Annotated in this window: 23 protein-coding genes; 8 read left to right on the plus strand and 15 right to left on the minus strand. The window is 68.7% G+C overall.

Translation table 11 applies throughout. The features are described from left to right. Positions 1-2: 2 nt before the first annotated feature. From LEL84_RS08290 to LEL84_RS08315, 6 genes are all read right to left on the minus strand, one after another. On the minus strand, positions 3-440 hold the full coding sequence (locus LEL84_RS08290) for a nitrite reductase (NAD(P)H) small subunit family protein (RefSeq protein ID WP_413466950.1): 438 nt from the start codon (positions 438-440) through the stop codon (positions 3-5). Further along, positions 437-3,025 (minus strand): nitrite reductase large subunit NirB, encoded by a 2,589-nt coding sequence (nirB, locus tag LEL84_RS08295; protein WP_226513774.1) that lies wholly within the window; start codon positions 3,023-3,025, stop codon positions 437-439. Before nirB ends, LEL84_RS08290 begins: the two co-directional genes overlap by 4 nt. Positions 3,026-3,062: 37 nt before the next feature. Next, positions 3,063-4,568: a nitrate/nitrite transporter gene (locus tag LEL84_RS08300; RefSeq protein ID WP_226513775.1), complete on the minus strand. Its 1,506-nt coding sequence runs from the start codon at positions 4,566-4,568 to the stop codon at positions 3,063-3,065. 237 nt (positions 4,569-4,805) lie between these two features. Then, on the minus strand, positions 4,806-5,660 hold the full coding sequence (locus LEL84_RS08305; protein WP_226513776.1) for a TIGR02569 family protein: 855 nt from the start codon (positions 5,658-5,660) through the stop codon (positions 4,806-4,808). Between the two features lie 85 nt (positions 5,661-5,745). Then, positions 5,746-6,954, minus strand: a complete 1,209-nt coding sequence (gene moeZ, locus LEL84_RS08310) for an adenylyltransferase/sulfurtransferase MoeZ (RefSeq protein WP_226513777.1) — start codon at positions 6,952-6,954, stop codon at positions 5,746-5,748. Between the two features lie 58 nt (positions 6,955-7,012). Next, complete coding sequence (locus LEL84_RS08315) at positions 7,013-8,056, minus strand: DUF3152 domain-containing protein (RefSeq protein ID WP_055475547.1); 1,044 nt, start codon at positions 8,054-8,056, stop codon at positions 7,013-7,015. A gap of 66 nt (positions 8,057-8,122) precedes the next feature. Between LEL84_RS08315 and LEL84_RS08320 the strand changes: the two genes are divergently transcribed. Then, positions 8,123-8,869: a TetR/AcrR family transcriptional regulator gene (locus LEL84_RS08320; RefSeq protein ID WP_226513778.1), complete on the plus strand. Its 747-nt coding sequence runs from the start codon at positions 8,123-8,125 to the stop codon at positions 8,867-8,869. Positions 8,870-8,947: 78 nt separating this feature from the next. Here LEL84_RS08320 and LEL84_RS08325 read toward each other — a convergent pair whose 3' ends face one another. Both LEL84_RS08325 and LEL84_RS08330 read right to left on the minus strand, forming a co-directional pair. Beyond that, positions 8,948-9,178, minus strand: coding sequence for a DUF3107 domain-containing protein (locus tag LEL84_RS08325; RefSeq protein ID WP_004023442.1), 231 nt, complete (start codon positions 9,176-9,178; stop codon positions 8,948-8,950). Between the two features lie 125 nt (positions 9,179-9,303). Then, the gene (locus LEL84_RS08330) at positions 9,304-10,017 is read right to left on the minus strand and encodes a ferritin-like fold-containing protein (protein ID WP_083207443.1); all 714 of its coding nucleotides are present in this window, start codon (positions 10,015-10,017) and stop codon (positions 9,304-9,306) included. Between the two features lie 287 nt (positions 10,018-10,304). Here LEL84_RS08330 and LEL84_RS08335 point away from each other — a divergent pair, with 287 nt between their 5' ends. Next, the gene (locus LEL84_RS08335) at positions 10,305-11,909 is read left to right on the plus strand and encodes a DEAD/DEAH box helicase (RefSeq protein ID WP_226513779.1); all 1,605 of its coding nucleotides are present in this window, start codon (positions 10,305-10,307) and stop codon (positions 11,907-11,909) included. Positions 11,910-11,925: 16 nt separating this feature from the next. Further along, positions 11,926-13,200, plus strand: a complete 1,275-nt coding sequence (locus LEL84_RS08340; protein WP_226513780.1) for a hypothetical protein — start codon at positions 11,926-11,928, stop codon at positions 13,198-13,200. Between the two features lie 33 nt (positions 13,201-13,233). Here LEL84_RS08340 and LEL84_RS08345 read toward each other — a convergent pair whose 3' ends face one another. After that, on the minus strand, positions 13,234-14,022 hold the full coding sequence (locus LEL84_RS08345; protein WP_055475550.1) for a ParA family protein: 789 nt from the start codon (positions 14,020-14,022) through the stop codon (positions 13,234-13,236). A gap of 100 nt (positions 14,023-14,122) precedes the next feature. Beyond that, the gene (locus LEL84_RS08350) at positions 14,123-14,554 is read right to left on the minus strand and encodes a hypothetical protein (protein ID WP_055475551.1); all 432 of its coding nucleotides are present in this window, start codon (positions 14,552-14,554) and stop codon (positions 14,123-14,125) included. Between the two features lie 129 nt (positions 14,555-14,683). Between LEL84_RS08350 and LEL84_RS08355 the strand changes: the two genes are divergently transcribed. Next, on the plus strand, positions 14,684-15,634 hold the full coding sequence (locus tag LEL84_RS08355) for a diacylglycerol/lipid kinase family protein (protein WP_226514270.1): 951 nt from the start codon (positions 14,684-14,686) through the stop codon (positions 15,632-15,634). On the opposite strand, the gene LEL84_RS08360 is transcribed toward LEL84_RS08355, so the two are convergent. Next, the gene (locus LEL84_RS08360) at positions 15,571-16,764 is read right to left on the minus strand and encodes an MFS transporter (RefSeq protein WP_226513781.1); all 1,194 of its coding nucleotides are present in this window, start codon (positions 16,762-16,764) and stop codon (positions 15,571-15,573) included. The two genes, LEL84_RS08355 and LEL84_RS08360, sit on opposite strands and share 64 nt — an antisense overlap. Positions 16,765-17,178: 414 nt before the next feature. Between LEL84_RS08360 and LEL84_RS08365 the strand changes: the two genes are divergently transcribed. Then, complete coding sequence (locus tag LEL84_RS08365; RefSeq protein WP_004023450.1) at positions 17,179-17,433, plus strand: WhiB family transcriptional regulator; 255 nt, start codon at positions 17,179-17,181, stop codon at positions 17,431-17,433. Between the two features lie 121 nt (positions 17,434-17,554). Here LEL84_RS08365 and LEL84_RS08370 read toward each other — a convergent pair whose 3' ends face one another. Both LEL84_RS08370 and LEL84_RS08375 read right to left on the minus strand, forming a co-directional pair. Then, positions 17,555-19,060 carry a sensor histidine kinase gene (locus tag LEL84_RS08370; protein ID WP_226513782.1) on the minus strand — a complete coding sequence of 502 codons (1,506 nt, stop codon included), beginning with the start codon at positions 19,058-19,060 and terminating at the stop codon, positions 17,555-17,557. Between the two features lie 42 nt (positions 19,061-19,102). After that, positions 19,103-19,318, minus strand: a complete 216-nt coding sequence (locus LEL84_RS08375) for a biotin/lipoyl-binding carrier protein (protein WP_055475555.1) — start codon at positions 19,316-19,318, stop codon at positions 19,103-19,105. 243 nt (positions 19,319-19,561) lie between these two features. Between LEL84_RS08375 and LEL84_RS24900 the strand changes: the two genes are divergently transcribed. Beyond that, the gene (locus LEL84_RS24900; protein ID WP_369758845.1) at positions 19,562-19,636 is read left to right on the plus strand and encodes a 50S ribosomal protein bL37; all 75 of its coding nucleotides are present in this window, start codon (positions 19,562-19,564) and stop codon (positions 19,634-19,636) included. Positions 19,637-19,732: 96 nt separating this feature from the next. On the opposite strand, the gene rsrA is transcribed toward LEL84_RS24900, so the two are convergent. After that, positions 19,733-20,020, minus strand: coding sequence for a mycothiol system anti-sigma-R factor (gene rsrA / locus LEL84_RS08380; RefSeq protein WP_055475556.1), 288 nt, complete (start codon positions 20,018-20,020; stop codon positions 19,733-19,735). Then, positions 20,017-20,826, minus strand: a complete 810-nt coding sequence (locus LEL84_RS08385; protein ID WP_058251904.1) for a sigma-70 family RNA polymerase sigma factor — start codon at positions 20,824-20,826, stop codon at positions 20,017-20,019. Before LEL84_RS08385 ends, rsrA begins: the two co-directional genes overlap by 4 nt. A 177-nt stretch (positions 20,827-21,003) precedes the next feature. Between LEL84_RS08385 and ybaK the strand changes: the two genes are divergently transcribed. Together ybaK and LEL84_RS08395 are read left to right on the plus strand one after the other, a co-directional pair. Next, positions 21,004-21,501, plus strand: a complete 498-nt coding sequence (ybaK, locus tag LEL84_RS08390; protein ID WP_226513783.1) for a Cys-tRNA(Pro) deacylase — start codon at positions 21,004-21,006, stop codon at positions 21,499-21,501. A 64-nt stretch (positions 21,502-21,565) separates the two neighbouring features. Next, entirely contained in the window at positions 21,566-22,342 is a 777-nt protein-coding gene (locus LEL84_RS08395) for an SOS response-associated peptidase (protein WP_226514271.1), read from the plus strand. The last annotated feature ends 59 nt before the right edge of the window (positions 22,343-22,401 follow it).

Consider the following 22,401-nt stretch of genomic DNA (forward strand, 5'->3'; position numbering starts at 1 on the left):
GTTCACGCCGGGAAGAACACCTCGACGATGCGGTTGACCACCCGCACACCGTAGCTGGGGACCGACACCGTCTCGTCGTCCAGGCAGATCCCGGTGCGCAGCGCGAAGACCTGTTTACCCAGCGGCGAGGCGACGGTGGGTTCGCCCCCGCGGTCGCCGGTGAGTCCCCGGGAGAGGACCGCGGCGCGACCGAACGGATCGATGTTGCCGATCGCGTACAGGCGGGAGCGCCCGGGCGCCGCCTCGCGATCGGACTCGGCGGCGGGCAGACGGAACAGCGCGGCCTGCACACCCTCGGGACCCAGCACGGCGACGCCGCGACCGACGATCAGGTCGTCGATCGAACAAGCGCGCACCCAGCTCCCCTCACACACCGTGGCGGCGCCGGTGGGTGTCGTCTCTGCGGACATGGTGTCGGCCTCCCCTGTTTCGATGGTCATGTGGGCACTCCTTTTCTCACCGGTCGTTCGCTCACTCCATCGGGGCCCGACGGAGCGGTCGCACCCGGACGGACCGCCGGCATGTCGAGCAGCACCGGCGCCTTGCGCTCGTACTCGGAGAACCGGATCGTCGGGTCGACGACATCGGGCGCATTCACGAACGAGACGAACCGCTTCAGCTTGTCCTCGTCCGCGAGCACCGCGGCCCACTCGTCCTGGTAACCGCCGACGTGGCGGGCCATCGCCTCCTCGAGTTCGGCGGCGAGCCCCAGGCTGTCCTCACACACCACGTCCTTCAGATGGTCGAGACCACCTTCGAGCGACTCCAGCCACGGCGCCGTGCGCTGCAGTCGATCGGCTGTTCGGATGTAGAACATGAGGTACCGATCAATGTAGGCGACGAGGGTCTCGTCATCCACTCCGCTGGCGAGCAGCACCGCATGCTTCGGGCTCTGGCCGCCGTTGCCGCCGACGTAGAGGTTCCAGCCGTGCTCGGTGGCGATGACACCGACGTCCTTGCCCCTCGCCTCGGCGCACTCGCGGGCACATCCCGAGACCCCGAACTTGATCTTGTGGGGTGAGCGCAGTCCGCGGTACCGCTTCTCCAGGAGCACGGCCATGCCGACCGAGTCCTGCACGCCGTACCGGCACCACGTCGAACCGACGCAACTCTTCACCGTCCGCAGGCTCTTGCCGTACGCCTGCCCCGACTCCATCCCGGCGTCGACGAGGCGCCGCCAGATCTCGGGCAACTGGTCGACGCGCGCACCGAACAGGTCGATCCGCTGGCCGCCGGTGACCTTGGTGTACAGCCCGAAGTCGCGCGCGATCTCACCGATCACGATCAGCTGCTCGGGCGTGACCTCGCCACCGGGCATCCGCGGCACGACCGAGTACGAGCCGTTCTTCTGCATGTTCGCCAGGAAGTGGTCGTTGGTGTCCTGCAGCGCGGCCTGCTCGCCCTCGAGGATGTGGTCGCTGGAGGTCGACGCGAGGATCGACGCGACCGTCGGCTTGCAGATCTCGCAACCCTGCCCGGTGCCGTATCGCTCGACGAGTTCGGAGAACGTCCGGATACCGGTCACCGCGACGATCTCGAACAGCTCGGCGCGCGACTGGGTGAAGTGGTCGCACAGCGACTTGCTCAGTTCGACCCCGGACGCGGCGAGCAGCTGCTTGATGCTGGGCAGGCAGCCACCGCAGGTGGTGCCGGCCGAGGTGCAGCCCTTGACCGCGGCGATGTCGCACGCGCCGTCGGCGATCGCCGAGCAGATGGCACCCTTCGAGACGCCGTTGCACGAGCAGATCTCCGCGTCGTCGGGCAGTGCGTCCATACCCACCGCGGCGCCGCCCTCGGGCGCGATGAGGGCAGCGGGGTCGCCCGGGATCTCCCGGCCGACCATCGGCTTGAGCATCGCGTAGGCCGATGCGTCGCCGACCAGGATTCCGCCGAGCAGCGTCTTCGCGTCGTCGCTGACGACGATCTTCGCGTACCGGCCGGCGACCGCGTCGTGGTAGGTGATCTCCAGCGCGTTCTCGGTGGTGCCGAACGCATCCCCGAAGCTGGCCACGTCGACGCCGAGGAGCTTCAGCTTCGTGGACAGGTCGGCACCGGGGAACTCCGACGTCCCGCCGAGCAGACGGTCGGCGACCACCTCGGCGGTCGAGTAACCGGGGGCGACGAGGCCGTAGCAGCGGCCTTCGACGGCGGCGACCTCGCCGATGGCGTAGACGTTCTCGTCGTCGGTTACACAACCGGCGTCGACGAGCACGCCGCCGCGCTCGCCGACGGCCAGTCCCGCGTCCCGAGCGAGTTGATCGCGCGGTCGGACGCCGGCGGAGAACACCACGAGCGAGGCGTCGATCGTCGACTCGTCGGACAGCGTGACCCGCAGGCCGCCGTCCTCGGCGTCGGCGATCTCCGACGTCCCGACCCCGGTGTGGACCTCGAGTCCGAGCTCGGTCACCAGGTTCTTCAGGATCGCGCCGCCGCCCTCGTCGACCTGCATCGGCATCAGACGCGGGGCGAACTCCACCACGTGGGGGGTCATCCCCATGAGCTTGAGTGCGTTGGCGGCCTCGAGTCCGAGCAGGCCGCCACCGACGACCACACCCGTCGCACCCGGACCGGCGGCCTCGGCCGCGGCCCGGATGTCGTCGAGGTCGTCGAGGGTGCGGTAGACGAAGCACCGGTCGTTGTCGTGACCGGGGACCGGCGGGACGAAAGCGTAGGAACCGGTGGCCAGAACGACTGCGTCGTAGTCGATCTCGCGACCGCTCGAGGTGACGACCCGGCGGGCGTCCCGATCGATGCCGGTGACGGTCTCGCCCAGATGCGTGACGACCCGATCGTCCCCGGCGTACGTGTTCCCCTCGAGTGCGAGAGAATCCCGAAGCCAGGCACCGACATACGAGGACAGCCCCACCCGGTCGTAGGCCGGGTCGATCTCCTCGCTGACGATCTCGATACGCCACAGGTCGGTCGCGTCACGCTCGCGGAGCGCCTGGACGAAGCGGTGACCGACCATGCCATGGCCCACCACCACCACTGTCTTGGTTGTGCGCGTTGCGGTTTCGCTGTTCACTGCTCTTTGCTCCCTTGCCTCGCCGGTCCCGTGAGGATCAGGCCAGCGCTTCCTTGGTTGCCTGCTTGTCGGTGCCCTCGGCGGCAGCACCGGTCGATGCGGTCCCGTCGACAGTCGGTGCCGTTTCGTCATGGGCACCGGTGACCGCGAGATCGGTGGTCTCCGCGATGACGATCGGGCGCCGGGCGTAGAACCACCAGGTCACGACCGCTGCCAGGACGTAGAAGAGCATGAACACCCAGAAGGCCATCGTCGCCGACTTGTTGGACTGGTAGCTGGCGCGCAGCACCAGGTTGATACCCACACCGCCGAGACCGCCTGCGGCACCGGCGATCCCGATGAGCGCGCCGGACATGCTCCGCGACCACTTCGCCTTCCCGAGCGAATTCAGTCCGCTCTGCGCCTGCGCCTTGTGCTCCCAGATGGTCGGGATGATCTTGTAGACCGACCCGTTGGCCAGGCCCGAGAGCAGGAACAGCAGGATGAAGCCGATGATGAAGGCCGTCAACGTGGCGCCGGTGATCGTCTTGCCGTTGTTGTCGGCGATCGTGCCGGCGACGACGAGGATCGCCGCGGAGAAGACCATCGCGATGAAGGTGTACAGCGTCACCTTGCCGCCGCCGACGCGATCGGCCAGTTTTCCGCCGTAGGGACGGATGACCGACCCCAGCAGCGGACCGATCCAGACGATCTGCGCTGCTGCCAGCGCCGGCTTCGCGACTCCGGCCTCGGTGAAACTGATGTTGAGGACCTGGCCGAACGCGAACCCGAAGCCGATGAACGAACCGAACGTACCGATGTAGAGCAGGCAGATCAGCCACGTGTCGCGGTACTTGAGGCAGTCGAGCATCGCCCGACCGCTGGCCGTCTGGTGGTCCAGGTTGTCCATGTAGAGGGCGGCACCGATACCGGCGACGGCCAGGGCGACGAGGTAGATGGCGCACACGATCTCGGGCTGGTCGGCGGCGAGCCAGATGACCAGCAGACCGATGACCTGCACGACCGGCACGCCGATGTTGCCGCCGCCGGCGTTGAGTCCGAGCGCCCAGCCCTTCAGCCGTTGCGGGTAGAACGCGTTGATGTTGGTCATCGACGACGCGAAGTTGCCGCCACCGAAACCGGTGATGGCCGCGACGGCGAGGAACCAGCCGAACCCGAACTCGCCCGGGTTCATCATCAGCATCATCGTCAGCCCGGTCGGGATGAGCAGCACGACGGCGGAGAAGATCGCCCAGTTGCGGCCGCCGAACTTGGCGGTGGCCTGCGTGTACGGGATGCGCAGGCAGGAGCCGACCAGGGTCGCGGTGGCGGCGATGACGAACTTCTGGTCCATGCTGATGCCGTACTCGGGGCCCATGAACAGGGCCATCACCGAGAACAGGGACCAGATCGAGAATCCGACGTGCTCACAGATGACCGACCAGATCAGGTTGCGCTTGGCGATCGCGGCATTGCCGTTGTCCCAGGCGACCCGGTCCTCCGGGTCCCAGTCGGTGATCGTGTGGTCCCGTGTCAGTTGTGCTCTGAGATCTGCGAATGCCAAGGCTCCGCCTCCGATGGTTGCTGGTCTACGTGGTGTCACTGCCGTGCACAGGGCTGCGTGCAGTGGTGGCTGTCGTGGAAGACGCCGACACCGGTGTCGTGCGACTCGAGACCAAGTGTGGAGGGGGCGTGTTGCGCGGATTTTCCGCGAGGTGACCGCATCGTCACGTTGTCCTCACTCCGTCACACGGGCGTTGTGAGAACCCTGTCAGCGGTCAGTCAGGGCTGTGAGCTGCGGTTATACGAGTAAACGCACATGTTCGACGACTCGCTGCAACCCGGGCAGTGCGCCCGAGGTCGACCGCGGGTGCAGCGCGTGGACGGCCAGCCGGAACATCGTCGCCCGCAGCATCATCTGCGGCCACTCGGGCTGATCCGACCATCGCTGGATGAGTTCGGTGTCGGCACCACCCCACGCCAGGGCGTCGACCACCGCGACCGCCGCCGCCCACGGGGCGGGCCGCCAATACGGGACGATGTCGGTGATCCCCGGGGCCGCGGCACCGGCGAACAGCACCGTGCCGAAAAGGTCACCGTGCACGACCTGAGACGGCAGATCCACCGGCTTACGAAGCTTCGCAAGGGTTTTCAGCATGTCGACGCTCTGCACACCGTCGGGTGCGGTCGGCTCGGCCATACCGGCGGCCCGGGCCGAGCGCAGCGGGACGTCCTCCCAGGCGGCACGATCGGCCGCGGTGAACACGTCGACGTCGGTGTGCGGCGGAGCAGGCGGCTGCAGCAGGAACCGGGGCCGTTCGAGCGAGGCGGTCGCCTCGTGCAGCCGGTCGGCGACCAGGACGACCTCGTCGTGCCGTGGTTCGGGCGTCCCGGCGATGTAGGTGTCGGCCCGCCAGCCCGACACCACGTACCGGCCGTCGGTGGCGCGGAACGGACGCGCGATGCGCATCCCCTCCACGAACAGGGATTCGCGCACCGACGCCGACCACGCGGCGCGCGCGTGGTCGGGGACCAGTGAGAGCACGACTTCGCCGACACGCCACCCGCCGACCCACGATTCCCCCATCGCGATGGGCGGGTGGGCGGTGAGCCCGAACGTGTTCAACACGTGTTCGGGCGGCTCGACGGTGTTCACGTCGGCCAGATTACCGAGCGCGGTTGTCCGTTTCCGGAAGGCACGCGGCAACCACCCGCACCGACGTGCGGATCGATGACCGGGCTCAGTAGACCGGCAACGTCTTGTCGACCTGGTTCGCCCACGCGGTCACGCCGCCCTGCAGGTGCGTGGCGTCGGCGAAACCGGCTCGCTTCAGCGCGGCGAGCGCCTCGGCGGACCGGATGCCGGTCTTGCAGTAGAGCACGGTGGGCCGGTCCTGCGGCACCTTGGCGAGACCCTCGCCGGAGAGGATGTCGCCCTTCGGGATGAGGGTCGCGCCGTCGATGCGAACGATGTCCCATTCGACGGGCTCCCGGACGTCGATGATCGCCAGCTTCTCGCCCGCGTCGATCTTCTGCTTGAGTTCGACGGCGGTCAGCGTGGACCCCGCGGCGGCGTCGGACGCCTCCGAGGAGACGACACCGCAGAAGTCGTCGTAGTCGATGAGACCGGCGACGCGCTCACCCTCCGGATCCTTGCGGATCTTGATGGTCCGGTAGGTCATGTCGAGGGCGTCGTACACCATGAGTCGACCGAGGAGGGGCTCGCCGATCCCACAGATCAGCTTGATGGCCTCGGTGCCCATGATGGATCCGATCGAGGCGCAGAGGATGCCGAGTACACCGCCTTCGGCGCAGGATGGCACCATCCCGGGCGGTGGCGCCTGCGGGTAGAGGTCGCGGTAGTTGAGACCGCGGCCGTCGGGGGCGTCCTCCCAGAAGACCGAGGCCTGACCCTCGAAGCGGTAGATCGACCCCCACACGTAGGGCTTGTGCGCGAGGACCGCGGCGTCGTTGACCAGGTACCGGGTCGCGAAGTTGTCGGTGCCGTCGAGGATGAGGTCGTACTGCGAGAACAGTTCGATCGCACCCTCGGGCTCGAGCCGCCGGTCATGCAGGTTGACGGTGACGAAGGGGTTGATCTCCAGGATGGAGTCCCGCGCGCTCTCGGCCTTGGGCCGGCCGATGTCGGACTGGCCGTGGATGACCTGGCGCTGCAGGTTGGATTCGTCGACGATGTCGAACTCGACGATGCCGATCGTCCCGACCCCCGCCGCAGCGAGGTACAGCAGCGTCGGCGAACCCAGTCCTCCGGCGCCGATCACCAGCACCTTGGCGTTCTTCAGACGCTTCTGACCGTCCATCCCCACGTCCGGGATGATCAGGTGACGGCTGTAGCGGGCCACCTCTTCGTTGCTCAGTTCCGCGGCCGGTTCCACCAGCGGCGGCAGCGACCCTGTGGGCGACCCTTGCGATGACACGAACGCCTCCATTGTTCGGGCTGACTACGTACCCCCGGCACAACGGATGAGTCCGCGGCGGCATTCCCGGTCAGCGGGTGGGGAACGGCCAGGGATTGGGACGGCACACGAAGGTCCGGTTGGCCTTCATCTGCGGGTCGAGAGCCATGATCTCGGAGTTCGCGACGCCGAAGGACTGCTGCATCATGATCGGCGCGAGCGCGCCGTCCTCGCGGCACGCCTCGTGCGCCTCGTAGCCGATGCCGTGACCGACCTCGTGGTTGATGAGGTACTGCCGGTAGGCGACGTCGTCACCCTGATAGGACAGCGCACCGCGCACCCATCGGGCTTCGTTCAGCGTGACCCGCGCCTGCGGCGGGTAATAGCACGAGGTCTCCAGGCGGATCTGGTAGCCGCACAACTCGCGGGTGGTGCCGGTCGAGGTGAGCGAGATGCGGAGGTCGGGTTCGCCGCGGTCGACACGGCGGAAGGACACGCGGCCGTCGCCGATCCAGCTGCGCGGGTTGGCCAGCGTCGTGTCCACCATCTTCGCGAAGGTCGGGTCACCGCCGTAGTCCTGCGGGTTGAGGCCGTTCTCCACCTCCACCGTGTAGGTGTACACCTGCCCGCCGGTGCCGACGGGCGGACCGCCGCCGCGCAGGACCCGGAACGTCTTGCGGGCCCGGTCGGTGAACGGGCCGCCCTGGGGCAGCGTCCCGGCGGGCAGCGCGGCCGCCTGGATGTCGCCGGTGGGGGCACCGATCGGGCGGGTCTCCTTGCTGATGTCGGTGTTGCGCGCCGCGGAGTCGGGACTGGCGGCCGCCGCCGGCTCGAGCGCATCGGTCCGGCCGTCCCGGATGGTGACGACGATCAGCGCGATCGTCAGGATCGTGAGCACCGGGATCGCATAGGCACGCCACCCATAGGTCGAGACGAACCGCCCGAGCGCCGACTGCTTCTTGTATTCCGGCTGGGCATCGCGGTCGACGCGGGGACGTCCGCTGTCGTCGGTCGGGTCCCAGCGCGCTCGTAGCGGCTGGTCCGGTCTGGGGCGTCCCGACGATCTCGGGCCGACATCCTTGGCACGCACCCGGCCACGCTCGGACCCGGGGCCACCGTCCTCTGTGCGGCTCACCGGTCAACTTTCTCACAGCAGACCACCGATACTGCGCAGGAAGCTCCGCCGAGTACTCTCTTGGGCATGTCGACCGCAACCAACGCGTCCGCCGTGCCCGGCCGCAGCACTCGCCTGCCGCGCAGCGCACGACGTATGCAGTTGCTCGACGCGGCCAGTGAGATCTTCGTCGAACGCGGCTACCACGCGGCCGGCATGGATGAGATCGCGGTGCACGCGGGAGTGAGCAAACCCGTTCTGTATCAACACTTCCCGTCGAAGCTCGACCTGTACATCGCGGTCGTGGACAGCCACGCCGAGAAGCTGGTGAGCGACGTCAACACCGCCCTGCGGACGACCACCGACAACCGCAAGCGCGTCCGTGCCGCGGTTCAGGCCTTCTTCGACTTCATCGATCAGGACAACTCGGGCTACCGGTTGATCTTCTCCTCCGACGCCTCCGATCCCGCCGTCATCCGCCGGGTGGAGGGCGCGACCGAGGCGTGCGTCGACGCCGTATACGGCCTGGTCATGCACGATTCCGGTCTCGACCCGTACCGTTCGCGGATGCTCGCGTCGGGGCTCGTCGGCGCCAGCCAGGTCAACGCCCGCTACTGGCTCGAGGCCAAGCGCCCGGTCGACAAGCAGACCGCCGTGGACACCACGGTCGCCCTCCTCTGGGGCGGGTTGTCGCACTTCCCGCGACAGACGGCGTCGGTCGACGCGCAGCCGGTCGTCGAGCCGGACACCGAAGTCACCGACGCCGGAAGCGGGCCGACTGTCAACGGCGCCGGAACCGAGCCGAGCGGGCCGACTGTCAACGCCACTGCCTGAACCACTTCCGACGCGAGAAGGGGCCTGCACGCCATCCGGCGTACAGGCCCCTTCTCGTCGATCTGGTTGTGCCGCCCGTCAGGAACCGAATCCGACGCGGCGATTCTCCGACGCACCCACCTCGACATAGGCGATCTTGGTGACCGGGATGAGGTAGCGGGCGCCCTTGTCGTCCACGAGGGACAACAGCTGCTGCTTGCCACCCAGTGCCGCCTCGACCTCGGCGAAGGCCTTGTCGCTGGTCAGGGTCGACGCGATGGTCAGCTCCCGCGGGCTGTCGGTGATGCCGATCTTCACTTCCACGGCCATGTGCCGCCCTCCTCGGTGTCTGTCAACGCTTGCCGCACAAGGCTAGTGCAGCCGGGGTGCGGCGGGACAGCCACTCCGCTCAGAGCGAAACACCGTCGGCCGACTCCGCCGTGGTCAGGTCCGGCTCAGGCGAGGCCGAGGTCGGCCATCCGCTCGGCGTGTTTGCCGGCGACGACGTCGAAGAACCCGGCGACGCCGGTCAGCGAACTGGCCCCGGCGAAGAGCAGATCGGTGACCTCTTCCTCGGCGGCGAGAACCCACTGCGCATGGGTGATGGCTTCTCCGAGTAGCCGGCGGCCCCACAGCACCAGGGCCGATTTGATCGACGGGTCGGCCTCGACGGCCGCCCGGACCTGGTCCCGGGCGAACTGGGAGTTGGCGGTTTCCGACATCACCTCGGCCATCACGGCCTGCGAGTCCGGCGGCAGCATGTCGGAGAGCTCGGCGTAGAAGTCGGCCGCGAGTCCGTCGCCGACATACGCCTTGACCAGCGCCTCGTACCAGGTCTTCGGCGTCGTCGCGCGGTGATACTGATCGAACACCGAACGGTAGCGCTCGACGGCTTCCGCGGCGCCGAGGCCGGTCATCGCCTCCACCCGCTCGGCGAGCCGGTCGAAGTGGCCGACCTCGGAGGCCGCCATCCGGGCGATCGCGATGCGGCTGGGCACATCCGGCGCCATCGCCGACTCCTCGATGAGCCGGTGGAACGCGGCGAACTCGCCGGCGAGCAGCACGGCGAACAGCTTCCCGATCGCCGAATCCCGCATCTCGGCCGACGCCACCGAGGTGGACGTCGCAGGTGACGGGGTCGACTCGGACGGGTCGGATGCAGGCGCCATGAGGTGATGGTAGCGGGCCGCCGCGGGGCACCAAGTACACTCGACGGCGGTGCACTCCGACGGGACCCCCCGTCGCTTGCCCGCTGAGCTGCGCGTGGAGCGCGTGCTCGCCGGCGCGAGCGTGTGGATGTGACGACGGCGTTGCTCGCCGAACTGCGAGTTCCTCGCGATACCCGGTCACATCCCCGGTGCCACTACGACATATGCGCGTGCACTTTCGAGCCTTCTCCGTGCGCGCACCGAAACACATCGCGCGCAGACCGGCCCAGAAAGGCACACAACCGCACATGAGCGATTCCGCCGTGCAGACGACCATCGTCGACGACACCCACACCGCCCCCACCTTCGCCGAGCTCGGCGTCGACGACCGTATCGTCTCGGCCCTCGCCGCAGACGGCAAGACCCACACCTTCGCGATCCAGGAACTGACCCTGCCGCTGGCGCTCGAAGGCCACGACCTCATCGGCCAGGCCCGCACCGGCATGGGCAAGACCTTCGGCTTCGGCATCCCGCTGCTGCACCGGCTCGCCCATGCCGAGGAGTCCGGGGTCCGTCCGCTGGACAACACGCCCCGCGCGCTGATCATCGTGCCCACGCGCGAGCTGTGCGTGCAGGTGACCGGCGATCTCCAGGTGGCGGCGCCGTCGCTCGAGGTCACCCTGGCCGATGGCACGAAGCGTCCCCTGAAGGTCACTTCGATCTATGGTGGCCGTCCGTACGAGTCGCAGATCGCCGAGCTGCAGTCCGGCGTCGACGTCGTGGTCGGCACCCCGGGCCGGCTCCTCGACCTCGCCCAGCAGGGCCACCTCGTCCTCGGCAAAGTGTCGATCCTGGTTCTCGACGAGGCCGACGAGATGCTCGACCTCGGCTTCCTGCCCGACATCGAGCGCATCATGTCCGCATTGCCGACGCCTCGTCAGACGATGCTGTTCTCGGCGACCATGCCCGGTCCGATCGTCACCCTGGCCCGCACGTTCCTGAACCGGCCGACCCACATCCGGGCCGAGAACGCCAACGACTCCGCGGTCCACGACCGCACCAAGCAGTACGCCTACCGGGCGCACGCGCTGGACAAGGCCGAACTCGTCGCCCGCATCCTGCAGGCCGAGGGTCGCGGCGCCACGATGATCTTCACCCGCACCAAGCGCACCGCGCAGAAGGTCGCCGACGACCTCGCCGAGCGCGGCTTCAAGGTCGGCGCGGTCCACGGCGATCTCGGCCAGGTCGCCCGCGAGAAGGCGCTCAAGCGGTTCCGCGACGGCACCATCGATGTGCTGGTCGCCACCGACGTGGCCGCCCGCGGCATCGACATCGACGACGTCACCCATGTCATCAACTACCAGTGCCCCGAAGACGACAAGACCTACGTGCACCGCATCGGCCGTACCGGTCGCGCCGGGCGCACAGGCATCGCGGTGACCCTCGTCGACTGGGATGAGCTGCACCGCTGGGAGCTCATCGACAAGGCGCTGAGTCTCGGTATCCCCGATCCGCCGGAGACCTACTCGACGTCGGAACACCTCCGGTCGGACCTGTCGATCGACGAGTCGAAGACGGGGCGGATCGCCGCCGCCAAGCCGCCGCGCGACCCCGACGAGACGCGGGAGACGCGCGCGGACCGCGAGCCGCGCAAGCGCTCGACCCGCACTCGCCGTCGCACCCGGGGCGGGCAGACGGACGCCAATGGGACGTCCACCGAATCGGCCGCCGAGACCACGACAACCGAGACCACGACGACCGAGTCCGGCAGCGACACCTCCGCCGGTGACGGCACCGCGAAGCCGCGTCGCCGTCGTCGCCGTCGGGGTGGCGCCAACCGCAAGCCCGCCGGCGAGCAGACCGCCGCGTCCGACGCCGGCGCGTCGGAGTCCACAGCAGCTGTCGCCGACTGACCACCGGCTGACCCGCGTGGCACGAGTCAGGCCCGAACGGCGCCGCCCGATCGATCTCGCGGTCACCGCGGCCATCGTGGTCGTCGTCGCGGCCCTGTGCGTCACCGCCTGGGCCCTCAGCCCGGTTCGCCACACCGTGAGCGTGCCGGCCGCGGCCGAACCCGCCGCGGTGCAGCCGGCACAGTCCGTGCCCGCGAGTTTCGTCGCGCGCTGGCGGGCCGACTCCGACGCCACCCGCGCCCCCGCGATCGGCACCTCCGCCGTCGTCACCGGGAACGGCGGACGGGTGGTCGGGCACGACCCGGCCACCGGACGCGAACTCTGGTCGTACAGCCGCGATCTCGACCTGTGTGCGGTCGGTACCGCCTGGACCGGGAGCGCCGATCTGGCGCTGGCCGTGTACCGCAACAGCCGCGGTTGCTCGGAGGTGACCGCTCTCGATGCGGGCACCGGCAGCCGGAAGGGCGCCCGCACAAGCGACGCCGACCCGGAGGTCCGGCTCGCGACCGACTCGGGGTACGTCGTCGCGCAGGGCCCCCGCCGGATGGAGACCTGGGGTTCCAATCTCGTTCGCGGAATCGAATACGGCCGGGTCGAGGCGCCGGTCCGACCGGAGGACGCGCCCGATCGCGTCGACTGCGAGCTGTTCTCGTCGGTGGTGTCGGGAGACCGCGTGGCCGTCGTCGAACGCTGCGCCGACGACCCCGGGTATCGGCTCACGGTCCTCGGCGCGGTACTCGGCGACGACGAGAAGGTCGAGCAGTACGGGTCGACCCTCATCACCGGCGACGTGAGCGGACCGCCGCCCGTGGTCATCGCGATGTCGTCGTCGGGGATCGCCGTGTACGACGGTGGCGCCGCACCGGCCGAACCGCCCACGTTCGACGCCGAGAGCGGGCCGGCGATCCGCCGGTTCGACACCGACGCGAACGCGGCGGGGACCAACACCGTTGCCGGCGACTCGATGCCGCCCGCCGGCAGCGTCCCGATCTCCTCCGACGGGATCGTCACCTACTGGACCGGGAAGGCGACCGTCGTCCTGAATGCCCAGACGCTGAATCCGATCTACCAGGTCCCCGGCACATTGGGACCCGGCCAGATGATGGCGGGACAGCTCCTGCTGCCGAGTACCACCGGGATCAGCGTCCGCGATGTCGCGACCGGCCGGGAGATCCGGTCCATCCCGCTCACCCGGAGTGAACCGGCCGCGCCCGTGGTGAGTCTGCGTGTCCTCGGCGACATCGTCGTCGAACAGCACGGACCCCGGATCGAGGCGTTCGGTCCGGGCTGACCTCCACGACCCCCCGGACCTCAGACCCGACTGTCAGACCTCGAAGGTGCCGACTTCGGCGCCCGCCTCCCAGTGCTTCCACAGATTCTCGGCGAGCGCGCGATATGCCGTCGCGCCCTTGTTCTTTCGGCCCCGCATGACCGACGTCCCGGAGGCGGAGGCCTCGGCGAAACGCACCGTGCGCGGGATGGGCGGGTCGAGCACCGGCAGGTCGTACCGATCGGCCACGTCGGCGAGAACGTCGCGGCTGTGCGTGGTCCGGGCGTCGAAGAGGGTGGCCACCGCACCCAGCATCGTGAGGTTCGGATTGGTGATCTGCTGGACCTCCCGGACAGTGCGCAACAGCTGCCCGACGCCACGATGGGCGAGCGTCTCGCACTGCAGCGGCACGATCACCTCGTCCGCCGCGGTGAGACCGTTCAGGGTGAGCACGCCGAGCGACGGCGGGCAGTCGACGATGACGACGTCGAAGTCCTCGCTCACTTCTGCGAGTGCACGCTTGAGGGCATACTCCCGCCCCGGGCGCATCAATAGCAGCGCCTCGGCGCCGGCCAGGTCGATGGTCGCCGGCAGCAGGGTGACCTTGTCCTCGGTGTCGAGTAGGACATCGGCGATCTCCTCGTCACCGAGCAACACGTCGTGGACCGAGGAGGTGAGCTGATCGGGATCGTGCCCGAGCGAGAAGGTGAGACACCCTTGCGGGTCGAGATCGACGACGAGGACCGAGACGTCGAGATCGGCGAGGGCGGCACCGAGGGATTCCACCGTGGTGGTCTTGGCGACCCCACCTTTCTGATTGGCAATCGCGAGGATGCGCGTCATGCGCCCTACTGTACGACCGCCCGGGCGTCGATCGTCGGATGAGAGTCCACCTCGGCTGCGCGGCGTACCCGGACGGAGGAGAGCCCGCCGGAGGAGGATGTCAGCGCTCGGGTTCGAGTTCGTCGGCGAGCCACCTCATGGACGCCGGACTGAACAGCATCACCAGGACCGCGAGCGCCGCGAGTGCCAGCGGCACGCCGAACACCGGCCATCCGCTCGTGAACAGGTAATACGCCACCGGCAGCAGCAGGATCTGCGCCACCATGGCGATCGAGCGTCCCCACCGCCGCCCCGAGAGCAGCGCCAGACCGCCGACCAGTACTCCCCCGCCGATGATGCCGAACCAGGCCGCGGTGCCGTAGCCGCTGATGGTGGTCTCCTCGTGCCCGGCCAGGCCGCGCACCACCAGGATCACCGCGACCGCAACACCGGCCAGCCCCTGCAGCGTGGTCACCGCACCCGCGATCTTGATCTGGCGCGGGGTCACCGACGGATCGGTGTCGGACTCCGGACGGCCGTTCTCGGTGCTCACCGTCCCAGGATATTTGGTCCTCTCGCGCGGACCTCCGCGGGTGTGCGCACCGGAGCGATGGCGCCGTACACATCCGCGCGATTACGCGCGGGCGGCGACGACCCCATATCCTCGGGTGTCGTGCGTGTCATGCTGATCGTCAACCCGTTCGCCACCGCGACCAGTCCGGCCGGCCGCGACGCGCTGGCGCACACCCTGAGCGCGCATTTCCACCTCGACGTCGAACTCACCACGCACCGCGGGCATGCGTTCGAGCTCGCCGCGCGCGCCGCGGCCGAGGACTTCGACACCGTCATCGTGCACGGCGGCGACGGATCGGTGAACGAGGCCGCCAACGGACTGCTCGACCCGCCGTCGAGCAGCGATCCCGACCGGCGGCGGCCCGCCCTGGCCGTGATCCCCGGCGGTAGCGCCAACGTCTTCGCGCGCACGCTGGGGGTCGATCCCGACCCGCTGCTCGCGACACAGCAGATCATCACCCTCCTCGACGCGGGACGCAGTCGCCGGATCGGACTCGGCCACACCGATGACCGCTGGTTCCTGTTCAACACGGGCATGGGCATGGACGCGGTCGTCATCCACGCGATGGAGGACAAGCGGCACGCGGGCAAGACCGCGACGCCGGCCCGATACCTGTGGACCACGATCACCAGCTTCCTGAAGCAGTCCGGTTCGTCGGCCACGTTCGACGTCGAGATCCCCGGCCGGGACCGGATCGTCGGCGCGTGTTACGGTTTCGTGTCCAACACCAGCCCGTGGACCTATCTCGGACCGCGCGAGATCCGCACCAACCCCGGCACCGGTTTCCACACCGGCCTCGGGGTGTTCGTGGCGACCTCCACCGGCGTGTTCCGTAACCTCCCACTGGCGACGCGACTCCTGTCACAGGCAGATCCCAAGGCACGCCACCTCTTTCGGGATGACGACGTCGACGAGGTGTGCTTCCGCGCGGAGGCCCCGATCGACGTACAGATGGACGGCGATTACATCGGGGCGTTCCGCGACATACGTTTTCGTCATCGCCGCGACGCCCTCACGGTCATCGCACCGCCGATCAGCACCGCCGACATCACGACGTAGGGCAGCGCCGCCGCCGCGAAGAGCCCGGCCGGACCCAGCCATGTCGACCCCAGCGCCCAGCCGGCGAAGGCCAGGATCGCGACCACCTCCTCGCCCATCCCGGCCAGCGAGGTGACGGTGGCCCGCGATGCCGAACTCAGATGGTCCTGCAGCTCGGCGTCGGCCACGACACGCGCCCACCCCAGGATCCCGAACGCCGTCGCGACGCCGGCGGCCCCCACCGGGTGCCCCCACAGCGCCGACCCGATGAGCACGACCGCGCCCACCCCCACCGCCGGCCCGATCGCGTCGACCGACCGGAACCACCCCGCCGCGAGCGCGCCGCCGATGTCACCGACCGACACCACGATCATCAGCAGCGCGACCGCCGCCGGATCGGGCTCGGCGGCGGCGTCGACCACGAACGACGCGATCAGCAACGGGAGATACTCGTCGAGCGCCGCGACCCAGGTCAGCGCCACGCCCAGCAGCAACATGCGCCGTGCGACCGGCTGCGTCCGCACCGAGCCCCAGCCGTGGCGGACGATCTCCCGCCAACCGAGGTCGGGGTCCGCGTCCTCGGGTTCCGGTGGATCGGCGGCGGCCTCTCGACCCTTCTCGGGCAGCATCGCCGACATCACCGAACACAACACGCAGGCGACGACGCTGGCGGCGCCCGCGGCGTCGTAACCGCCCCACGCGAACAACGGTGCGGCCGCCGCGGTGCCGCCGATCACTCCGATGGCCCCGGCCGCCCGCATGAGCCCGGTCAGTCGGGCGTAGTCATGCGAGCGCCCCAGCCGGTTCAGCTCGTCGTAGACCAGCGCCTGTGTCGTGCCGGACCGCAACGCTCCACCGAGGGCCCACAGGACGAATCCGGCAGCGAAGGCGACGAACGACGGCGCCACCGTCCACAGCGCGAAACCCGACGCGGTGATCAGCGGACCGGCGACCAGCAGCTTCCGTCGGGACACGCGGTCGGCCAGCACACCGGTGGGGACCTCGACGATCACCGACGACACCGACCAGATCACGAACAGCGCCGAGATCTCGGCGGGCCCGAGCCCGGCGCCCGGAATCCCGGGGTCGGCGAAGAGGACGGCGTACAGCGGGTAGAGCGGGATGAGATCTTCGAGGAGGGCGGAGCCCACCGCCGCGGCTGTCAGCCTGCGGTGGGGCCGCCGGGGCGGTGTGGATCAACATCGTCGACGCATGTGGTGAACAATACCCTCGGCGTCCGGCCACGTCACGAGCGTTTTTCACCGGCGACGGGGTCGCGACCTGCAGAAAGTCGTCGACAGTACCGCCGCGAGACGCGTAGGCTACAACAAGGCCGTGAGACAAAGTGCCCGGACCCCCCTTCGGGAGTCCGCGACCGGAGTGCTAGGCGGGTGACGTGATGTTGCCCACGTGTGAAGCAAACCCATTGACTTCGGCCCGATTCGTGAAAGTATTCACAAGCAACAACGCGGAAACATTTGGTGCGCCGCGTGAACTGAGAGTTACAGCCGACAATCACCAGCAAGACGATCGAGTGGTGCGAACGCGCCCGAAGGAGTAGTGGAATGGACTGGCGTCACAAGGCCATCTGTCGCGACGAGGATCCGGAACTGTTCTTCCCCGTGGGGACCAGCGGCCCGGCCATCGCACAGGTCGCCGACGCGAAGCTCGTCTGCGCGCGGTGCCCCGTCACCGCCGACTGCCTGTCGTGGGCCCTCGAGTCCGGCCAGGATGCCGGAGTGTGGGGCGGCATGAGCGAGGACGAGCGACGCGCACTCAAGCGCCGTACCGCACGTACGCGTACCCGGAGCAGCGTCTAGGCCTCGACGGCCGGCGTCGCCCCGGACTCGAAGAAACCCGGCCACGGCCGGGTTTTTTCGTGCACTCGTCCCCACTGTCCGGCGGAAACCGCGGTCAGACAATGCGGTCCGCGACCACGGCTCACGAGCGTAGCGGAATGTAGACACCCACTTCGGTTCCCGTGCCACCCGGATTGGACCGGACATCGAGTTCACCGCCCAGTTCGATGGACACCAAGGTCTTGACGATCTGCAGGCCGAGATGGTCGGACGTGGCCAGATCGAAATGCTCCGGAAGACCGGAACCGTTGTCGCGGACCGCTATTCGAAGGCCGCGCACATCCCGTTCGGCGACGACCGCGATCTCGGCGTCATCGTGCGGCGCGCCGTCGAAGCCGTGTTCGATCGCGTTCTGGATGAGTTCGGTGAGGACCATCACCAGCGGCATCGCGAGTTCGGCGGTCAGCACGCCGAGCCGATCGCGATGGCGCACAGCCACCCTCGCCTCCCCCGACGCGACATCGACCAGGATCGGGACCAGACGATCGACGACCTCGTCGAGGTCGACCTCCTCGTCCACGCTGCCCGACAACAACTCGTGGACGAGCGCGATGGAGGCCACTCGGCGCACCGCCTCGTTGAGCGCCTCGCGGGCATCGGAGTTCGACGTGCGCCGCGCCTGTAGTCGCAACAGCGCCGAGACCGACTGCAGGTTGTTCTTCACCCGGTGGTGGATCTCGCGGATGGTGGCGTCTTTGCTGATGAGTGCGCGGTCGCGTCGCTTGACCTCGGTGACGTCCCGGATCAGGACGACGGTTCCGGTCGTCTCGCCCCGCGGACGGAGCGGCACGGCGCGGATCAGGGCCGTCGCGCGGCGGGCGTCTGCCTCCACGCGCATCCCGATGTCGCGGTAGGGGCCGGTCGGGATCTCGGCGACGCCGGCCGCGATGTCGAGCATCAGTGCGACGTCGTCGGCCTCGAACGGTTCGGTGATGAGTTGCTTGACGACGTCGGACAAGCGCGTGTGATTGAGTTCGGCGGTCCACCCCATCCGGTGGAAGGCCGACAGCGCGTTCGGGCTGGTGTAGGTGACGAGGCCCTGTCCATCGAGACGGACGAAGCCGTCGCCGGCGCGGGGCGTCGACAGCCCGCGCGGATTCCCCTCCTCGTGCGGAAACGTGCCGTCGGCGACCATCTGGCACAGATCGTCGGCCGAGTCCTGATAGGCGAGTTCGAGCGGCGACGGCAGGCGCGGGTGGGTGAGGTCGACAGCTCGGGTCGCCACGGCGATCACCTCGCCGTCGAAGCCGACCGGAACCGCTTCCTGCCGCATGGCCGTCGCGCCGAACCAGGTGGGGTCCTCGTCGCGCAGGATGCGGGCGGAGGTGAAGGCGCGCAACACCTGTGGATGTGCTTCGGTGTCGATGACGCGGCCGACCTCGTCCGTCGGGAAGACCGTCGAGGCCGTGTTGGGACGGCATTGCGCGACCGTGACGACCGCGCCCGCCTCCGTGCGCACCGACAACAGGAGGTCGGCGAACGAGAGGTCGGCGAGCAGTTGCCATTCGGCGACGAGGCGCTGCAGATGCGCGGCTGCCGAGTCGGACAGCGTGGTGTGTTCGGCGAGCAGGTCGGAGAGGGTGGACATCTCAGGACACGGGGGCGACGACGGGCCGGGGCCGGTTCACTACTACTCGTAGACGGCGATCACATCGCCGGCCTGGATGACGTCGCCGACCTCGACCTTGACCTCGGCGAGCGTGCCCGGCTCCTCGGCCAGCACGGGGATCTCCATCTTCATCGACTCCAGCAGGACCAGGGTGTCGCCGACCTCGATCTGCTCCCCCGCGGCGACGCGCACCTCGAGGACACTCGCGACGATCTCTGCCACAACGTCTTCTGCCATGCACCCAAATTAGCCCACGGCGTCATACCCGGAGGTCCCGGTGCCGGGGGCGTCAGCAGAGGTGTTTTTGGTACGTGGGAGAATCCCTGAGACACTGTGATGTCCCGATCACCAGGGATGTCTTCCCCGGATGAAACCAGGGATGTCCTCCCCGGCCGATGCCAGGGTTGTCTCAGCACAGCTGAACCAGTACACGGCGGGCCCGGTCCCACGGCGCCCGCCCCGCAATGAAGGAGATGCGTCATGGGAAAGCGCGGACGCAAGAAGCGTGCTCGTAAGAAGAACGCTGCCAACCACGGCAAGCGCCCCAACGCCTGATCACCGCACCACGCGGTCTCGGCGAGCGAGCAAGCCAAAAAGCCCGGGTACGGCCTTCACAGGCCGCCCGGGCTTTTTGGTGTGTTCTCGACGCGATCAGCGATCGGATTCGGAGACCTCGTGCACGATCACGGTCTTGCGGATCTCGATGCGCAGACGGTCGCGCAGGCTCTGCGGTGCCTGGTCGCCGCCGCACTTCCGGTTGACGAGCGCCTTGAGCTGCTGCTCGATGCCGTAGTGCGCCAGGCACGACGGGCAGGAGTCGAGATGGCCCTGGAGTCGTTCCCGGGCGTTCTGGTCGCACTCGTTGTCCAGCAGGAGCCAGACATCGGCGATGACGGCCGAGCAGTCGAGCTGGGTCAGCTCCGGATCGACGTCGCTCATCGCGCCACCTCCGCATCCGCCGCCGCACGTGCGGAACGATTGAACCCGCGCTCACGCGCGACGTCGGCCAGCAGCTCACGCAGCTGACGGCGACCGCGGTGCAGTCGGGACATGACGGTACCGATCGGGGTGTCCATGATCTCGGCGATCTCCTTGTACGGCAGGCCTTCCACATCGGCGTAGTAGACGGCCATCCGGAAGTCTTCCGGCAATTCCTGCAGCGCGGCCTTGATCTCGTCGTCGGGGAGGGCGTCGAGCGCCTCGATCTCCGCCGACCGCAACCCCTGCGAGGTGTGTTCGGCGGTCGCCGCGATCTGCCAGTCGGTGATCTCGTCGGTCGGGTACTGCGCGGGCTGACGCTGCTTCTTGCGGTAGCCGTTGATGTAGGTGTTGGTGAGAATCCGGTAGAGCCAGGCCTTGAGGTTGGTGCCCTCCCGGAACGACGCGAACGCGGTGAACGCCTTGATGTAGGTCTCCTGGACCAGGTCCTCGGCGTCGGCGGGATTGCGGGTCATCCGCAGCGCGGCACCGTACATCTGGTCGAGCAGCGGCAGCGCGTCACGCTCGAACCGCTCGGTCAGCTGCTCCGGCGACTCGTTCGGATCGGCCCGGCGAGGCGCCTTGGCGCTCCCGGTACGGCCGGAATCGGGTGACTCTGTGTCGGATGCTTCTGTGTCGGACACTACGATCCCTTCGATGGGAGGCATCACGGAGATGTTGTCGATCAAGCTTACCGACCCGTCCCCCACCGAGAGAGGCCTCGGTTCGACGCGCTGCGGGAGCTCCATCACGGCCGCTGTGCTCATATGCCTCTGACCTCCTTCGTGTCCGTCTTCATACGTCCGTTGTCCGATCAGTCCCAACAGAGCGCACCGCGCGGTTTGTTCCCGGCCCGCCCCCGCGATCGTCTCGGCGCGGATCACCGCGGCCTCGTGCGCACGCGCTCAGCCGCGACCCCGCTCACGACCAGGAGGTAACCGACCATGGCGTCCACCCCGGCGATCGCCGCGCTCGAACGCGCCCGGATCGACCACTCGGTGCACCGGTACGCGCACGACCCCCGATCGGAGGCCTACGGCGCGGAGGCGGTCGCCGCTCTCGCCGAAACCCTCGGTGTCCGTGCCGAGCAGATCTTCAAGACGCTGGTCATCGAACTCTCCGGCGGGGACCGGCCCGGCCTGGCGGTGGCGGTGGTCCCGGTGCCGGCCAAGCTGTCGCTCAAATCGGCGTCCGCCGCACTCGGCGCGTCGAAGGCGAAGATGGCCGACGCCAAGGCGGTCACCCGGACCACCGGCTACGTTCTCGGCGGCGTGTCCCCGGTCGGCCAGCGGACCCGGTTGCCGACCGTCGTCGACTCGTCGGCCACGCACTTCGACCGGGTGCTGTGCAGCGCCGGCAAGCGCGGGCTCGAGATCGAGCTGGCCCCGGCCGATCTGGTGTCCGTCACCGAGGCCGTCGTCGCCGACATCGCCGTCGCCTGATCGTCGGTCATCGGAACGGACACTCATCACGAGGCCGGGCCACCATTAGGGCAGCATGGACACCATGTGCGGACGCTATGCGGTGACCACCGACCCGGCGAAGCTGGCAGCGGAGATCGATGCGGTCAACGAGGTACCCGAGCCGGCGGGTGCGGACTCCACCGATCTCGATGCGGCGCCCCGGTCACCGGGCGTGAACTACAACGTCGCGCCGACCACGACCGTGATGACCGTCGTCAAGCGCCACTCGCCCGACGATCCCGACGACGATCCGCTGCTCCGCGTCCGCGCGATGCGCTGGGGGCTGGTGCCGCCGTGGGCGAAGGAGGTCGGGAAGGGGCCGCTGCTGTTCAACGCGCGCGCCGAGAGCGCCGCGGAGAAGAGTTCGTTCCGTTCGTCGGTCAAGTCGCGGCGTTGCCTCGTGCCGATGGACGGCTGGTACGAGTGGAAGAAGGGTCCGGCCGACAGCAAGGGCAAACCCACCAAGATCCCGTTCTTCATGTCGCCGCAGGACGGGACCCGGCTCTTCATGGCCGGGTTGTGGTCGGTCTGGCACCCCAAGACCGACCCCGAGTCGTCCGAGAAGGCCGCCCAGCCACTGCTCAGTTGTTCCATCCTCACCACCGACGCGGTCGGGGAGCTGCGCGACGTCCATGACCGGATGCCGCTGATCATGCCGTACGAACACTGGGATGCCTGGCTCGACCCGGACGGCCGGGCACCCGATGAGCTGTTCGCCCCACCCGCCGAGTCGCTGGTCGATGCGATCGCGATCCGCGAGGTCGCCCCGCTGGTCAACCGCGTCGCCAACAACGGGCCGGAGTTGCTGAACCCTTCGTGACGCGCCCTCCGCAAGCTCCGGGCGCTCCTCAGGGAGCAAGGGGTGAGGGCGGGCCCGCC

It is taken from the genome of Gordonia sp. WA4-43, from assembly GCF_020520305.1.
Lineage (GTDB): Bacteria > Actinomycetota > Actinomycetes > Mycobacteriales > Mycobacteriaceae > Gordonia > Gordonia hongkongensis.

Excerpts from the sequence above, each read along its gene's own strand:
- LEL84_RS08290 (WP_413466950.1), bottom strand. The coding sequence starts at position 440 with ATGACCATCGAAACAGGGGAGGCCGACACCATGTCCGCAGAGACGACA.
- moeZ (WP_226513777.1), bottom strand. The coding sequence starts at position 6,954 with ATGGAGGCGTTCGTGTCATCGCAAGGGTCGCCCACAGGGTCGCTGCCG.
- LEL84_RS08320 (WP_226513778.1), top strand. The coding sequence starts at position 8,123 with ATGTCGACCGCAACCAACGCGTCCGCCGTGCCCGGCCGCAGCACTCGC.
- LEL84_RS08325 (WP_004023442.1), bottom strand. The coding sequence starts at position 9,178 with ATGGCCGTGGAAGTGAAGATCGGCATCACCGACAGCCCGCGGGAGCTG.
- LEL84_RS08330 (WP_083207443.1), bottom strand. The coding sequence starts at position 10,017 with ATGGCGCCTGCATCCGACCCGTCCGAGTCGACCCCGTCACCTGCGACG.
- LEL84_RS08335 (WP_226513779.1), top strand. The coding sequence starts at position 10,305 with ATGAGCGATTCCGCCGTGCAGACGACCATCGTCGACGACACCCACACC.
- LEL84_RS08345 (WP_055475550.1), bottom strand. The coding sequence starts at position 14,022 with ATGACGCGCATCCTCGCGATTGCCAATCAGAAAGGTGGGGTCGCCAAG.
- LEL84_RS08355 (WP_226514270.1), top strand. The coding sequence starts at position 14,684 with ATGCTGATCGTCAACCCGTTCGCCACCGCGACCAGTCCGGCCGGCCGC.
- LEL84_RS08365 (WP_004023450.1), top strand. The coding sequence starts at position 17,179 with ATGGACTGGCGTCACAAGGCCATCTGTCGCGACGAGGATCCGGAACTG.
- LEL84_RS08370 (WP_226513782.1), bottom strand. The coding sequence starts at position 19,060 with ATGTCCACCCTCTCCGACCTGCTCGCCGAACACACCACGCTGTCCGAC.
- LEL84_RS08375 (WP_055475555.1), bottom strand. The coding sequence starts at position 19,318 with ATGGCAGAAGACGTTGTGGCAGAGATCGTCGCGAGTGTCCTCGAGGTG.
- rsrA (WP_055475556.1), bottom strand. The coding sequence starts at position 20,020 with ATGAGCGACGTCGATCCGGAGCTGACCCAGCTCGACTGCTCGGCCGTC.
- LEL84_RS08385 (WP_058251904.1), bottom strand. The coding sequence starts at position 20,826 with ATGAGCACAGCGGCCGTGATGGAGCTCCCGCAGCGCGTCGAACCGAGG.
- ybaK (WP_226513783.1), top strand. The coding sequence starts at position 21,004 with ATGGCGTCCACCCCGGCGATCGCCGCGCTCGAACGCGCCCGGATCGAC.
- LEL84_RS08395 (WP_226514271.1), top strand. The coding sequence starts at position 21,566 with ATGTGCGGACGCTATGCGGTGACCACCGACCCGGCGAAGCTGGCAGCG.